Source organism: Pigmentiphaga kullae (assembly GCF_004216695.1).
GTDB classification, from domain to species: Bacteria; Pseudomonadota; Gammaproteobacteria; order Burkholderiales; family Burkholderiaceae_B; genus Pigmentiphaga; species Pigmentiphaga kullae.
In genome coordinates this window covers 839,076-853,225 of sequence record NZ_SGXC01000001.1, presented here as the reverse complement: position 1 = coordinate 853,225, position 14,150 = coordinate 839,076, and the positions used below count along the sequence as shown (strand labels likewise).

General features: G+C 69.9%; 13 protein-coding genes, 1 tRNA gene and 1 riboswitch. Of the genes, 7 read left to right on the top strand and 7 right to left on the bottom strand.

All coding sequences use genetic code 11. From position 1 onward, the window contains the following. Window positions 1-21 precede the first annotated feature (21 nt). A complete protein-coding gene (locus tag EV675_RS04200; protein WP_130356142.1) occupies window positions 22-795 on the top strand; it encodes a GntR family transcriptional regulator in 774 nt (257 codons plus the stop codon). A 30-nt stretch (window positions 796-825) separates the two neighbouring features. Here EV675_RS04200 and EV675_RS04195 read toward each other — a convergent pair whose 3' ends face one another. Both EV675_RS04195 and EV675_RS04190 read right to left on the bottom strand, forming a co-directional pair. Continuing rightward, window positions 826-1,800, bottom strand: coding sequence for a Bug family tripartite tricarboxylate transporter substrate binding protein (locus tag EV675_RS04195; RefSeq protein WP_130356141.1), 975 nt, complete (start codon window positions 1,798-1,800; stop codon window positions 826-828). A gap of 153 nt (window positions 1,801-1,953) precedes the next feature. Next, window positions 1,954-2,931, bottom strand: a complete 978-nt coding sequence (locus tag EV675_RS04190) for a Bug family tripartite tricarboxylate transporter substrate binding protein (RefSeq protein WP_130356140.1) — start codon at window positions 2,929-2,931, stop codon at window positions 1,954-1,956. A gap of 203 nt (window positions 2,932-3,134) precedes the next feature. Here EV675_RS04190 and EV675_RS04185 point away from each other — a divergent pair, with 203 nt between their 5' ends. Beyond that, entirely contained in the window at window positions 3,135-4,364 is a 1,230-nt protein-coding gene (locus EV675_RS04185) for a CaiB/BaiF CoA transferase family protein (RefSeq protein WP_130356139.1), read from the top strand. A 76-nt stretch (window positions 4,365-4,440) separates the two neighbouring features. Here the strand turns inward: EV675_RS04185 and EV675_RS04180 are convergent, their stop codons facing one another. Further along, a complete protein-coding gene (locus tag EV675_RS04180) occupies window positions 4,441-5,328 on the bottom strand; it encodes a c-type cytochrome (RefSeq protein ID WP_130356138.1) in 888 nt (295 codons plus the stop codon). 253 nt (window positions 5,329-5,581) lie between these two features. Between EV675_RS04180 and EV675_RS04175 the strand changes: the two genes are divergently transcribed. Continuing rightward, window positions 5,582-5,657 (top strand) — tRNA-Arg (locus EV675_RS04175). A 73-nt stretch (window positions 5,658-5,730) separates the two neighbouring features. On the opposite strand, the gene EV675_RS04170 is transcribed toward EV675_RS04175, so the two are convergent. The 4 genes from EV675_RS04170 to EV675_RS04155 form a co-directional block, all read right to left on the bottom strand. After that, window positions 5,731-6,699 (bottom strand): cobalamin-binding protein, encoded by a 969-nt coding sequence (locus EV675_RS04170; RefSeq protein WP_130356137.1) that lies wholly within the window; start codon window positions 6,697-6,699, stop codon window positions 5,731-5,733. Further along, on the bottom strand, window positions 6,650-8,503 hold the full coding sequence (locus EV675_RS04165) for a TonB-dependent receptor plug domain-containing protein (RefSeq protein WP_130356136.1): 1,854 nt from the start codon (window positions 8,501-8,503) through the stop codon (window positions 6,650-6,652). The genes EV675_RS04170 and EV675_RS04165 overlap by 50 nt, the downstream gene beginning before the upstream one ends. An 81-nt stretch (window positions 8,504-8,584) precedes the next feature. Next, window positions 8,585-8,824: riboswitch (cobalamin riboswitch) on the bottom strand. Window positions 8,825-8,893: 69 nt separating this feature from the next. Continuing rightward, complete coding sequence (gene rnk / locus EV675_RS04160) at window positions 8,894-9,307, bottom strand: nucleoside diphosphate kinase regulator (protein ID WP_130356135.1); 414 nt, start codon at window positions 9,305-9,307, stop codon at window positions 8,894-8,896. Between the two features lie 273 nt (window positions 9,308-9,580). Then, window positions 9,581-10,408, bottom strand: a complete 828-nt coding sequence (locus EV675_RS04155) for an alpha/beta hydrolase (RefSeq protein WP_130356134.1) — start codon at window positions 10,406-10,408, stop codon at window positions 9,581-9,583. Window positions 10,409-10,574: 166 nt separating this feature from the next. Here EV675_RS04155 and EV675_RS04150 point away from each other — a divergent pair, with 166 nt between their 5' ends. Genes EV675_RS04150 through ccoS form a run of 4 tightly spaced genes read left to right on the top strand, consistent with a single transcriptional unit; the run spans window position 10,575 to window position 14,131 of the window. After that, window positions 10,575-11,126, top strand: coding sequence for a hypothetical protein (locus tag EV675_RS04150; RefSeq protein WP_130356133.1), 552 nt, complete (start codon window positions 10,575-10,577; stop codon window positions 11,124-11,126). A 4-nt stretch (window positions 11,127-11,130) separates the two neighbouring features. Then, window positions 11,131-11,388, top strand: coding sequence for a YkgJ family cysteine cluster protein (locus EV675_RS04145; RefSeq protein ID WP_130356132.1), 258 nt, complete (start codon window positions 11,131-11,133; stop codon window positions 11,386-11,388). Between the two features lie 50 nt (window positions 11,389-11,438). Continuing rightward, on the top strand, window positions 11,439-13,937 hold the full coding sequence (locus tag EV675_RS04140) for a heavy metal translocating P-type ATPase (RefSeq protein ID WP_130356131.1): 2,499 nt from the start codon (window positions 11,439-11,441) through the stop codon (window positions 13,935-13,937). After that, window positions 13,937-14,131, top strand: a complete 195-nt coding sequence (gene ccoS, locus EV675_RS04135; protein WP_130357901.1) for a cbb3-type cytochrome oxidase assembly protein CcoS — start codon at window positions 13,937-13,939, stop codon at window positions 14,129-14,131. The genes EV675_RS04140 and ccoS overlap by 1 nt, the downstream gene beginning before the upstream one ends. Window positions 14,132-14,150 lie beyond the last annotated feature (19 nt).

Below are 14,150 nucleotides of genomic sequence, written 5' to 3'. Positions count from 1 at the left end.
TCAACCAGCACATCCCGCCTCATGACGCTGCCTCCGCCCCGCGCCACCCGCACGACGCCGTCGACCGCCATCGCGAACCTGGCGCAGGTGGGGACGCCCATCTACGTGAAGCTGGTGATGTCCTTCAGGAGGCGCATCGAGACGGGCGAGTGGGCGGTGGACCAGCAGATCCCGTCGCTGGACGAACTGGCCCGCGACGAAGGCGTGGCGCGCGCCACCATCCGCCACGCCATCGGTTTCCTGGAATCCGAAGGGCTGATCGGCCGCTATCGCGGCCGCGGCACCTTCGTCCTGCGCCGGCCGCAAAGCGGCGTCTTCTACGACATCCCGACCAGCTGGGACACGCTGGTCAACCACGTGCCCGACATCCAGATCGAATGGCTGGAAAGCAGCACCGTCATGCGGCCGCAGTCGATCAACCACCACGGCGGCTCGCTGTCGCCCGACGGCTACCAGCACCTGCGCCGGCTGCAGAAGCACAACCAGATTCCGTATTTCGTGGGCGATTCGTACGTGGAGCGCACGATCTTCCGGGCCATCGGCAAGAAGGCGTTCAATTCGCCCGTGCCCATGCAGCTGATACAGAACCACGCGGGCGAGCGCATCGGCCGGGCCGAGCAGACCATCCAGGCCAGCAACGCCGACTTCGAGGTGGCGCAGCTGCTGGACGTGCCGGTGAACACCGCCATCATGGTGGTCACCCGCTCGGTGTTCGACAAGGACGAGGTCCTGGTCTATGAATCCCAGGGCCTGTTCCGCAGCGACTTCGTGCGGGTGCACATGCGGCTGAAATAGCGGCGGCGGCCGGCCGCCGCCCACGGCGGGCTATTCGATGCTGATGCCCAGCCGCTTGATGCGCGTTTCCACCTCGGCCAGCTCATCGCGCACGCGCGTGGACAGCTCGGCCGGCGTGCTGCTTTGCGGTTCGATGCCCAGCGCCGCGAACTTCTCGATCAGTTCCGGATCCTTCAGCACCTGCGCGATGCCGGCGTTGAGCTTCTGCACCACGGCGGGCGGCGTGCCGGCCGGCGCCACCAGGCCCACCCAGGTCTCGATGGCCAGGTCCGGACCACCGGATTCCTTCACGGTGGGCACCTGCGGGTAGTCGGCCAGCCGCTGCGGCGACGCGGTGGCCAGCATCTTCAGCTTGCCGGCCTTGACCAGCGGCAGGCCCGAGCCGATGGTGGCCACGCTGAAGCTGATGTCGCCGTTGGCGACCGCCGTGTAGATCTGCGCGCCTTCCTTGTAGTGGACCGGCATCATCTCGGTGCGCGTGGCCTGGGCCAGGATGGCGCCGCCGAAGTGGGCGGGGCTGCCCACGTAGGGGGTGCCGTAGGTGATCTTCTTCGGGTCCTTGCGGGCCGCTTCGATCAGGTCGCGCATCGACGCATAGGGCGCCGCGGCGGACGTGTAGAACAGGAAGGGCGCGCGGAAGAACATCGACACCGGCGCATAGTCCTTCTGCGGATCGTAGGGAACCGACGCCAGCAGTTTGGGATTGGTGGTCATGTGCGCGTCGCCCACGACCAGCAGGGTATAGCCGTCGGGCGCGGCCTGCTTGGCGGCGCCCAGTGCCAGAAAGCCGTTGGCGCCCGGCTTGGCCTCGATCACGATGGGTTTGCCCCACAGCTTGCCCAGCTTTTCGGCCATGATGCGCGTGGCGACATCCGGCGTCAGGCCGGCCGGGTAGGGGGTGACGAGGCGGATGGGGCGCGCGGGAAAGTCGTCGGCATGGGCGGCCTGGATGCCGGCCAGCGCCAGGCTCGCCGCGGCCAGGCCACACGATAGGCTGGGTTTCAAGCTTGTCTCCTCGATGCGTCGCTCGACGCGCGGGCGGCCGGGTGCCTGCCCGGTTGCTCGGTTTAATGTGATAGTAAACTATACTACTAGCTATTATGAGCCGGTCGGGCACCGACGGCAAGCGCGGGATATCGAGGAGGGAGAGGGGCGAAGCTATTGCGCGGTGATGTGGCGCTCCTTGATGATCGCGCCCCACGTGGCCGATTCGTCGGCGATGAACCGGGCGAGTTCCTCGCGGCTCATAGGATCCGGCGTCAGCCCGTGCTTGATCAACTGTGCCGAGACGTCGGGATCCTTCAGCACCTTCACGATTTCCTCGTTCCAGCGATCGAGTATCCCGGCCGGCGTCTTGCCCGGCGCAACGAACGCGTACCAGTTGGTGGCATTGAAGCCGGGAATGCCGGACTCCGCGATGGTCGGCACGTCGGGCATGAAGGCCGGGCGCTTCAGGCCGGTCGTGGCGATGGCGACCACCTTGCCGGTCTCGATGTGGGGCTGGGCCGAGGAGGGCGTGGAGTAATACGAGGCGACCCGCCCCGACAGCAGATCCACCATGGCCGGCGCGCCGCCCTTGTAAGGCACGTGGACGACGTTCACGCCGGCGCGCTGGTTGAGCAGTTCGCCCGCCAGGTGCGAAGCCGAGCCGGCGCCGGTCGAGGCATAGCTCATCTTCTCGGGATGCTTTTTCGCCATCTCGATGTAGTCGTTCAGCGTCTTGACGCCCAGGCCGGCATAGGCCACCAGCACATTGGGGAAGTTGACGCCCATGGTGATGGGCGCCAGGTCCCTGGCCGGATCGTAGGGCAGCTTCATCAGGTGGGGCGCGATGGCCAGCGGGCCGATCGATCCGAGCAGGATGGTGGCGCCGTCGGGCTCGGCGCGCGCCACCAGGTCGTGGGCGATGTTGCCGCCGGCGCCGGCCTTGTTCTCGACCACCACCGGCCGGCCGAGGTTTTCCGACAGCTTCCTGGCGATCAGGCGGGCCGCGGTGTCGGCGCCGCCGCCGGGCGCGAAGCCGACGACCAGTGTGATCGACTTGCGTGGAATGTCCTGGGCAGCGGCCAGCGGCGGCAGGGCGCAGGCGAATGCGGCCGCGATCCACGCGGCCGGTATGAGCGGGTGGCGATGCATGTCTCCTCCGTTCTGGTTGACCGGAGACCGGGCGGTCCCTGGCGTCGGGCCAGCATACGAGGACCCTTTCTGCGGCGTAATCACCTGGCGTGAATGGGGGCATCACGACTTGTGACGGCGCGCCCCTGCGGTAAGCTTATGGACTGCCCGGCATTCGCCGGCCCCGCGGTCTTGTCCTTCCTTCACGCGAATTCGAGCAAAGCATGACAGCACGCACTTCTCCCCTGGCCGGCATCCGTGTCCTGGACCTGACTCGCGTCCTGGCCGGACCCTGGTGTACCCAGAACCTGGCCGACCTGGGCGCCGAGGTGATCAAGATCGAGCGGCCGGGAGCGGGCGACGACACGCGCAGTTGGGGGCCGCCGTTCCTGAAGGACAGCCAGGGCCGGGATACGGCCGAGGCCGCCTACTACCTCAGCGTCAACCGCAACAAGCGTTCGGTCGCGCTGGACATCGCCACGCCCGAAGGCGCGCGGCTGGTGCGCGAACTGGCCGCACAAAGCGACATCCTGATCGAGAACTTCAAGGTCGGCGGGCTGGCGAAGTACGGGCTGGACTACGCCTCGCTCAAGGAAGCGAACCCGCGCCTGATCTATTGCTCGGTGACCGGATTCGGCCAGACCGGCCCCTACGCCAGCCGCCCCGGCTACGACTTCATGATCCAGGGGCTGGGCGGCTTCATGAGCATCACCGGCGAGCGCGACGGCCTGCCGGGCGCCGGCCCGCAGAAGGCCGGCGTGGCCGTGGCCGACATCCTGACCGGCATGTACGCGACGGTGGGCATCCTGGCCGCGCTGCAGGAACGCCAGCGCAGCGGCCTGGGCCAGCACCTTGACATCGCGCTGCTGGACACCGTGGTGGCCATGCTGGGCAACCAGGCGCTGAACTACCTGACCTCGGGCGCCGCGCCCCAGCGGGCCGGCAACGCCCACCAGAACATCGTGCCCTACCAGGTGTTCGCGGCGTCCGACGGCCACCTGATCGTCGCCGTGGGCAACGACGGCCAGTTCCGCGCCTATTGCGGCGTGCTGGAGGCGCCGGACCTGGCCGACCACCCCGACTACAGCATCAACAGCAACCGCGTCATCAACCGCGACCGGCTGGTGCCCATCCTGGCCGGGATCATGGAAAAGAAGCCGCGCGACTACTGGCTGGAGCGGCTGGAAGCCGTGGGCGTGCCCTGCGGCCCCATCAACACCATCGAGCAGGCCTTCGACGATCCCCAGGTCCAGGCCCGCGGCCTGCGCCTGGACCTGCCGCATCCGCTGGCGGGCACGGCGCCTTCCGTCGCCAGCCCGCTGCGCCTGTCCGACACGCCGGTGCAATACCGCCACGCGCCGCCGCTGCTGGGGCAGGACACGCAAGCCGTGCTGCGCGACTACCTGGGCCTGAGCGACGAAGCCATCCAGCGTCTCGTGCCGCCCGCCGCGTAGCGGCGTGGCCCGAATAAAAAACCCGGCCCCCTTTCGGCGGGTCGGGTTTTTTTTGGATTGAAGCGGGCGAGGTGGCTTACTTGGCTGCGTCGACCATGTACTGCACCGCGGCGCGGATGTCGGCCTCGGTGGCGTTCGCGGCGCCGCCCTTCGGAGGCATCGCGCCCTTGCCCTGCATGGCGACCGACACCATGGCGTCCATGCCGGTGGCGACGTATTTCGCCCAGGCGGCCTTGTCGCCGAACTTGGGCGCGCCGGCGATGCCGGCGCCGTGGCAGGCGAAACAGGTGGAGTCGTACAGCTTCTTGCCGTCGGCGGTGGAGGCGGCGGCGGGCGCCGCGGCTTGCGGAGCCGGCGCGGCGGCCTGGGGAGCGGGCGCGGCCGGTGCGGCGGCGGGGGCAGCAGGAGCGGCAGCCGGGGCTTCCGCGGTGGCGGCCGGCGCGGCGGGTGCGGGCTCGGCCGGCTCCTTGAAGCTGGCGCCGCTGTTGTTGGCCATGTAGACCACCGCGCGCGCGACCTCGAAGTCGTCCAGGTCGGGGTTGCCGCCCTTGGCCGGCATGGCGCCCTTGCCGTGCAGGGCGACCTGCAGCATGGCGTCGAAGCCGGTGGAGACGTACTTGGCCCACGAGCCGCTGTCGCCGAACTTGGGCGCGCCGGCCACGCCGGCGGCGTGACAGGTGGCGCAGACCGCCTTGTAGACCGCTTCGCCGGACTGGAACACGCGCGGGGCGTTGGCATCGCGCAATTCGAAGCCGGCCACCGGCTTGATGCGGGCCTCGATGGCCTCGGGCGTTTGCGCGTCGGAACCGGCGTTGGACTTGTTGCCGCTGGCGACGAAGTTCACGAGCAGCAGGATAGTGATGATGGGGACGACGAAAGCCAGTATGACCACCGTGATCAGCTGACGGGGCGTCCTGATCGGCGATTCATGTCCTTCTTCGTGATTATGCTGCGCGTTGCTCATTGCCAAGTCCTGCAAGTCTATGGGCCGGGCACGCCCGACACGTGACGGTTTATGGGATTTTGCTGACTGCTTGCTTTGATACTTGTATTGCGCCGGATGGGCCGCCGCCTTTCTCCTCCCGGTCGGCTGCTTTCCCGCACATAAACGTCTGATTATAGCGGCAGGGGCGTCGCTCGGCTCAATCGGTGTTTTTTGGGCCGCGCGCGCGGGGCAAAAGACGAAATTTTCCAGGCAGGGTACAATTAGCGGCTACGCGCCCGTAGCTCAATGGATAGAGTACTGCTCTCCGAAGGCAGGGGTTGCTGGTTCGATCCCAGCCGGGCGCGCCATTTCCCGTTTTTCCCCTCGTGCAGCCCCCGTCGCTGCCACGTCCCCCTTCCTTTCCCGCGCTTTCCACCTCGTTCATCGTCCGGCTGCCTGCCGCCGCGTGGCATCGATCCTTGCGCACAGGCGCTCGGTGGCTTCGATCATGCGCGGGCCCGGGCGGTGCATGGCGTCGGGGTCGACGGCCCACAGGTTGTCCGGCACCGCCGCCAACGCCGGTCCGAAGCGCTTCCAGTCCGCCAGCGCTGCATCGGCGCCGGGGCCGGCCTGCCCCACGATGATGGCCTGCGGATTCTCCCGCAGCACGCCTTCCGCGCCCACCATGGGCGCGGCGGCGGGCAGGCCGCCGAACACGTTGATGGCGCCGCAGGTTCGCAGGGCATCGCCGATGATGCTGCGATCGTTCACGGTGTACATGGGCCGGGAACCCACCTGGTAGAACACGCGCACGGGGCGCTGGCCCGCGTAGCGTGTGGCCAGCGCCTCCAGGCGCCGCCGCAGGTCCGCCGCGTGGGCCTGGGCCGCGGCGCGGGTGCCGGTCAGTTCGCCCAACCGCTCGATGGCGCCGGGAATGTCGGCCAGCTTGCGGGGATTGCTGTAGTACAGCCGGATGCCCAGCCGCTCCAGCAGGGAATCGGGCAGCCCTGCGTGCGCCAGTCCGTCGCCATACGCCCACAGCACGACCAGGTCGGGCGCCAGCGCCGCGATGCGCTCGGCGCTCGGTTGCAGTCCATCGCCCACGCGGGGCAGTTGCAAGGCCTCGGGCGGGTAGTTGCTGTAGCGGTCCACGCCCACGATGGCCGAGCCCGCGCCGGCCGCGTACAGCAGCTCGGTGGCATGGGGCGCCAGCGATACCACCCGCCGCGCGGGCGCGGGCAGGGCGATGTCGCGGCCGGCGTCGTCGCGCGCGTGGATGGCCTGGGCCGACGCGGCTGTCGGGCCGAGTACCGCCGCGAGGGTCAGTGCCAGCGCGAGAACGGCCCGCGGCTGGCGCCGCTCAGGGGCGGTAGCTGAGGTTGACGAAGACCGTCGAACCCGGGGTCGCATAGCCGCCCGCCAGTTCATAGTGCTTGTTGAACGCATTGTTCCAGCGCACCTGTACCTGCGTGTTGCGATTGACGTCGTAGGACGCCATCAGGTTCATCAGGCTGTAGCCGCCCAGGCGTCCCACCGCGCCAGCGTAGTCCACGCGGGGGGTGGTTGCCAGCCATTCGGCGCCCAGCAGCCACGGGCCCAGGCGGTGGTCGGCCGCCAGCTTCAGGCTGCCGCGGGCACGCCGGGCCAGTTGTTCGCCGGTGCGGGCGTCGCGCGGGTCCTGCCAGTCGGCGCTGGCGCGCAGTGTGGTCGCGCCCAGCTGCTGGGCGACGCTGACGTTCACGCCCTTCAGGATGGCCTTGTCGACGTTGGCGTTGCTGCCGGTCCAGTTGCCGGTGCCGTCGTCCACCCAGACGATCAGGTTCGAGACGCGGTTGCGGAAGGCCGTGATCGAGGCCGTGGTGCCGCCCTGGCGATACCGCAGGCCCGCTTCCACGTTGCGCGATTTCTCGGCCTTCAGGTCGGGGTTGCCGCCGAAGCCGTACAGGTCGCTGTAGGTGGGGGAGCGGAAACCCGTGCCGGCGCCGGCCGTGGCCTGCCAGCCGGGCGCGAGGTCGTAGGCGTAGGACACCGCGCCCGAGGTATTGCCGCCGTACTGGGAGTTGTTGTCGTGGCGCAGGTTGAGCTGGACGTGGTGCGGGCCGAAGTCGCCGCGATAGATCGCGGCCGCCGAGTTGGTGCGGCGCCGGGTCGGGAAGCTGCCGGTCAGCGAGGTGCTCAGCACGTCTTCGCGCAGGTGCTCGGCGATCAGCGACAGGTTCTGTCCGGCGGCCAGCGCGAGGTCGTTCTGCCAGGTGAACAGATCCTGGCGCGTGCGCGCCTGCGCGCGCGGGGCCGTGGCGCTGGCGTAGTCGCGGTAATCGTCCACGGTGCGTCCGAAGCGCAGCGTGCTGGTCCAGGTGTCGGTGATGCGGTCCACGCTGGACAGCGAATAGGCCTGTACGCGCGTGACGGCGCGCGAGTCGTAGGCGATGCCGTTGTTGTCGTACTGGCCGTTGATGCGGGAGTTGTAGACGCTGGCCTCGATGCGGTGGCCGGCGGCCCAGGCCAGGCCCAGGCGGGCGGCGGCGTTTTCCTGCTCGTAGCCGTCGCGGTCGCCGTAGTAGGCGAAGCTGCCCGGCAGGGTGGCGTTGAAGCCGCGGCTCTTGGACTTGCCGTACTGCAGGCCGTAGCTCCACATGCCCTGCGCGCCGTCCAGGTTGACCTGGGCCTTGTAGGTGTCGTGGCTGCCCGCGCCCACCGATCCGCTGATGGCCAGCGGCCGGTCGGCCTGGCGTTTGGTGATGATGTTGATGACGCCCCCGATGGCGTCGGCGCCATAGATGCTGCTGGCCGCGCCGCGCAGGATTTCGATGCGCTCGACGCTGGCGGGGTCTATGCCGTTCAGGCTCATGGTGCCGGAGGTGGCCGAGCCCACGCGCAGGCCGTCGATCAGCACCAGGGTGTGGCGGCTGTTGGCGCCGCGGATGAAGACGCTGGTCGTGGTCTGCGGACCGCCGTTGGTGCCGATGTCGATGGCGTGTTCGCGCTGCAGCAGCTCGGCCAGGCTGCTCTGCCCGGCGCGCTGGATGGTCTCGGCGTCGATGACGGTGACGTCGCCCAGCGCGCGCGAAAGCGGCTGCTCGACGCGCGAGGCCGTGACGGTGACCGGATCGAGGGTGGTGGCGGTGGCCGGAGCCTGGGCCTGGACGTTGGCGGCGCACAGCAGCGCGCCGGTGGCGCCGGCCAGGCGCCAGGAGGTGGAACTGGATGACATGGATACCTGCGGTTTCGGTGACGCGCATCCCCGCACGTCGGCTTGCGAATCGGGAAGCGTTGCGCTTCCCCCTTTTCGGTCCTGGGGACCGTCGAGCCGGCCGGTATCCGGGCTGGCATTCCTGGCCGCATCCCCTTCCCATGCGCGTCTGCGCCGGAGGATGCGGCGGGACGGGGCACAGTGGGTTCGATGCGGCGTGTCGCGCGCGGCGTGGCCACGCGGGACGAATGCTTACCGTTGCGGGGGCAGCACAGGTTAGGTCCCGAAGGGGCCCTCCTGTTTCCCGTTTAACTGTGAAGCACCGACTCGGCGGCTACTCTAGCACGGCCAGGGGACGCAAGGCGGGAAACGGGGCGGGGATGTTGTCCGGCCGCCGCGTGGCAGGAGGGGTCAGGCGGTGTAGTCGCCATTGGCTTCGGGCTGGTAGTCGATACGCAGGACGCGCACCTGGCGCGGTTCGCCATCGGGCGGGGTCCAGCCTATCGTGCCCGGCACCTGCGCGCCCAGCAGGGCGGCGCCCATGGGCGAGAGCACCGACACCATGCCCTTGGCGGCATCGGCTTCCTTCGGATAGCACAGCGTGATCAGCCGCGTGCCGCCTTCGTCCTCGACTTCCACGCGGGTTTGCATGGTGACGATGTCGGCCGGGATTGCGCGCGGCTCGGCCTGGTCGGCCTGGTCCAGGGCCTCGGCCAGGACGGCCTGGGCCGTGCCCGGGGCGGGCTCGCGGTCGCCGAGAAGGCTGGTAAGGCGAACGTAGTCGAGTTCGCTGACGGTGATGTAGTGAGGGCTGCCAGATTGCATGCCTGTCTCCTGAAAAAACGGTGCCGGGAAAACGGCGTTCAAGACGTTTGTTCGGGAAGCCCGGCGATCGATTGCGAGAAAGCGGTAGAGGGGAGGGGGATCGCCGGGCTCAGGAGTGGAAGGCCGGGATGAGCGGAAACAGGATGGACGGGCGCGACGAGGCGCGACGCGCGTGGATGCGCGTCGACCGGGATCGAAGCGAGGAGGCGGGTGCCGACAGGGCACGCCGGATGGATTCCATGGGGCTAGGATAGCCCATTCTGGCCGGCCGGTTCAAACCGGGTCGGCCAGCGTGGCCAGCCAGGTCTCCATGTCGGCATAGACCGGGGCGGCCAGCGCCTGAGATTCGTTCAGGACCTCGTGGTAGGCCTGGTGGTACCAGCGCAGCGCCAGCTTGCCGGGCGCGCCCGAATCGGCGAAGCGCCGGCTGCCCGAGGGCGAGACGATGGCATCGTCTCCGGCCACCATCAGCAGCGTGCGCGGTTTCAGGGTGGAGGCCTCGGCGATCGACTGCGCGCCGGCATCGGCGATGAAGCGCATCAGCCGCGCGCTGATCCGGTCGTGCACCAGCGGATCGTTGGCATAGGCGTCGATCACGGCCTGCTCGTGCGACAGCCGGGAGATCTTCAGGCCGGTTCCCACCCGCAGGTCGGGGGCGACGCCGCCCAGCATGTCCAGCATCCAGCGCTGGCGGGCGGACAGTTCCACGCTGAAGGCCGGCGAGGACAGCACCAGGCCGGCCAGCGGCACGTTGCCGCGCAGCGCCACGCGCGCGGCTACCAGGCCGCCCAGGCTGTGGCCGATCAGCAGCGGCGGCGCGCCTGTTTCGCGCGCGTATTCGGCCAGCCGGTGTTCGGCATCCACCACCAGGTCGTCGCTGGCGCGCAGGGCGCCCCGCTTGCCGCCGGAACGACCGTGGCCCCGGTGGTCGTGCGCCGCCAGCGACCAGCCGCGGGCGGCGAACCAGCGCACCAGCCCCTCGTAGCGGCCGGCGTGTTCGCCCAGGCCGTGCAGCAGGTAAGCCGGCCGGTAGCCTTGCGGGCGGGGCGGCACGTCCCAGCGGTACGCCGCGAGCTGCGTGCCGTCCGGAGCGGTCGTCATGGAAATCAGCGACAATTCGTTGTCCCGTATCTATTGTGTATATGGGGTTTCAAAGGCGGATTGTCGCTCAGCCGCTTCCAGCGGGCCGGCCGGCTCGTGTAACAGCTTGTACCGTTTTGTCGCGGACGGGTGGGCGGCGATGCCGCACACTGCCGCTGGAATGCCTATGTCTTCTCCGATCCGCGCCTGCCTCGTCCTGCTCCTGGCCATGTTGGCCGCCTGTTCGCCCAAGTACAACTGGCGCGAGATGCCGGCGGCCGACGGGGCGATCCGCGTCACCTTCCCCGCCCGTCCCAAGCCCGACCAGCGCGACGTGGACATCGCCGGCCATACCTTGCCGCTGGCGTTCGACATCGCGCCGGTGGACACCTCCATCTTCGCGGTTGGTCGGGTGACGCTGCCGGAGTCCATCCTGACCGATCCGGCCGAACTGGCCAAGGTCGCCGACGCCTTCGAGCAGGTGCTACTGGCCAACCTGCGCGGCACGCTGACCTACCGCAAGGACATCACGCTGCGGCAGGCGCCCGCCGACACGCGCAAACTCGGCCGGGCGGTGGAACTGGAGGTGCATGGCGTCGTGGCGAACACGCCGTCCTGGCTGCTGGGCCGGGTCTACCTGCTGGGGAACCAGTTGATCGAGGTCGTGGCCCTGGGCCGGGAAGACGAGCTGGACCGCGATTCGGCGCAGACCTTCGTGCAGTCGGTCCGGGCGGACTGACTGCATGGAGTGCCGTCCCGGCTGCGGCGCCTGTTGCACGGCACCGTCCATCTCCACGCCGATACCGGGCATGCCCGGCGGCAAGCCGGCCGGCATGCGCTGCATCCAGCTGGACGAAGACGAGCGCTGCAAGCTGTTCGGCCGGCCCGAGCGCCCCGCCGTCTGCGCCTCGCTGATGCCCGCACCCGACATGTGCGGGGACGGCCGGGAGCATGCCATGCGCTGGCTGGGTCGCCTGGAAGACCTGACGCGGCCCGCCTGAACCCTTCGGCTTGACCTGGATCAACGCGCGCAGCCGGCCTTGCCGCCAGAATGCGTGGCGTGAACACGACCTCGCTGCCTTGCGCCACCCTGGACGCGCCGGCCGCCAGCGCCCCGTCCGCGGACTGTTATCACTGTGGCCAGCCCGCGGGCGGCGGCCTGCGCGCGTCGGTCGCGGGGGACCTGCACTGGTTCTGCTGCGCCGGCTGCCTGGCGGTCGCCCAGACCATCCACGACGCGGGCCTGGAGAGCTTCTACCGCTTCCGCAACGGCCTGGGCCGTCCGCTGGACGATGCCGACGGGCAGGCGGACCTGCGCGCGGCGTTCGGGCAGGCCGACATCGAATCGCTTTACGTGCGCGCCGTGGACGCCGGCACGGCCGAGGCCTGGCTGACGATAGGCGAGTTGCGCTGCGCCGCCTGTGTCTGGCTGTGCGAGCAGCACCTGGAGCGTCAGCCCGGGGTGGTGGCGGCGCACGTCAACCATGCCACCGGCCGGGCGCGGGTGCGCTGGAAGACGGCGCAGACCGGGCTGGGCCGCGTCCTGGACGCGTTCGCCGCCATCGGCTACCGCGCCGTGCCCTTCCAGCCGGGCGCCGCGAACGACGGCCTGCGCCGCGAGAAGCGCGGCCTGCTGCTGCGCATGGCGGTGGCGCTGCTGTGCATGATGCAGGTCATGATGTATGCGTGGCCGCTGTACCGGCATGAAGCCTCGATCGCGCCCGACCAGTGGCAGTTGCTGCGCTGGGCCAGCCTGGCGCTGACCCTGCCGGTGGTGGCGTACAGCGCGTGGCCGCTGATGCGGGGCGCCTGGCGCGGGCTGCGCCATGGCCGCCCGGGCATGGACCTGCCGGTGGTGATCGGCATCCTGGCAGCCTTCGGCGCCAGCGTGGCCGCCACGGTGGCCAACCGGGGCGAGGTCTATTTCGATTCGGTCACCATGTTCGTGGCCCTGCTGCTGGCGGCGCGCTATCTGGAACTGGTGGTGCGCCACGAGGCGCAGGACGGCGGCCGCGCGCTGGCGGCCCAACTGCCCGCCACCTGCGCGCGGCTGCGGGACTATCCGGCCAGCCGCGAGGCCGACGTCATCGCTTTGCAACAGGTGCGTCCGGGCGACGTGCTGCGCATCGGCCCGGGCGAGGCCGTGCCGGCCGACGGCCGGGTACTCGAAGGCGCCACGCAGGTCGACGAAGCCATGCTGACCGGGGAAAGCCGGCCCATCGCCAAGGCCGTGGGCGATGGGCTGGTCGCCGGCAGCCACAACAACGGCAGTCCGGTATGGATGCGGGTCGAGCAGGTCGGCGGCGAGACCCGGCTGGCGCGGATCATCCAGGCCCTGGACCGGGCGCTGGAGGAAAAGCCGCGCATCGCGGTGCTGGCCGATCGCATCGCGGTGGCGTTCGTGCTGGCCCTGATCGCGCTGGCGCTGGCCACCGGCGCGGTCTGGTGGTGGATCGATCCCTCGCGTGCGCTGCCCGTCATGATCGCGGTGCTGGTGGTCAGCTGCCCCTGCGCGCTGTCGTTGGCGACGCCGGCCGCGCTGGCGGCCGCCACGGCGGCCCTGGCCCGCAAGGGCGTGCTGGTGGTGAAGGGACATGCGCTGGAAACGCTGGCGCAGGTCACCGACGTGGTGCTGGACAAGACCGGGACGCTGACCCAGGGCCGGTTCACGGTGGCCAGCGTGGAGATATTCGGCGCGTTGGGCGCGGGACAGTGCCTGGCGCTGGCGGCGGCCATGGAGGAAGGCAGCACGCACCCGGCGGGCCTGGCGCTGATCGCGGCGGCGTGCGAGGCGGGCCTGCCCACGCCGGACGTCCAGGACGCCAGCCACCTGCCGGGGCAGGGCGTGCAAGCCAGCTTCGGCGGGGTTGCGATACGCCTGGGCAGCCAATGTTTCGCGGCGGGTGTGCGCGACACGTCGCCGTTGCCGCCGGTGGCCGATGGCCGGGACGTGGCGCCCGGCGCCATCGCCACGCAGGTGTGGCTGGCCGGCGATGCCGGGCCGCTCGCGCGCTTCGTGCTGCGGGATGCGCCGCGCGAGGGCAGCCACGAGATGGTGAGGGCGCTGCAAGCCATGGGCAAACGCGTGCATCTGGTGTCGGGGGACGATGCGCGCACGGTCGCAGCCTGGGCCACCGAGTTCGGCATCGGCAGCCACGCGGGCGGCGTCAGCCCCGAGGGCAAGAAGGACTATGTTGCGCGCCTGCAGGCCGGTGGCGCGGTGGTGCTGGCGGTGGGCGACGGCATCAACGATGCGCCGCAGCTCGGCCTGGCCCAGGTGTCCATGGCCGTCGCGGCCGGCACCCCGCTGGCCCGCGCCAGCGCCGACGTGATCCTGAACGGCCACGGCATCCTGGGCGTGGCGCACGCCTTGCGCACCGCGCGCCGCGCGCGTCGCGTGATGCGCCAGAACCTGGGCTGGGCCCTGGCCTACAACCTGTCTTTCATCCCGCTGGCCGCGTCGGGCTGGATCACCGCGTGGATGGCGGCGCTGGGCATGTCGTTGTCGTCGCTGCTGGTGGTGGGTAACGCATGGAGGCTGCGACGCTGATGGAAACGCTCTATCTGCTGGTTCCGCTCAGCCTGATGCTGGTACTGGCCGTGGTCGTCGTGCTGTGGTGGGCGGTGCAGGACGGCCAGTTCGAAGACATGGAAGGCGCCGACTACGCCATCCTGATGGACGACGATACGCCGTCCGGTGTGGATGAAACGCCGCCGTCCGCGCGCTCCTCTCGCGAGGCTTGATCTGCATCAAGGCGGGTTT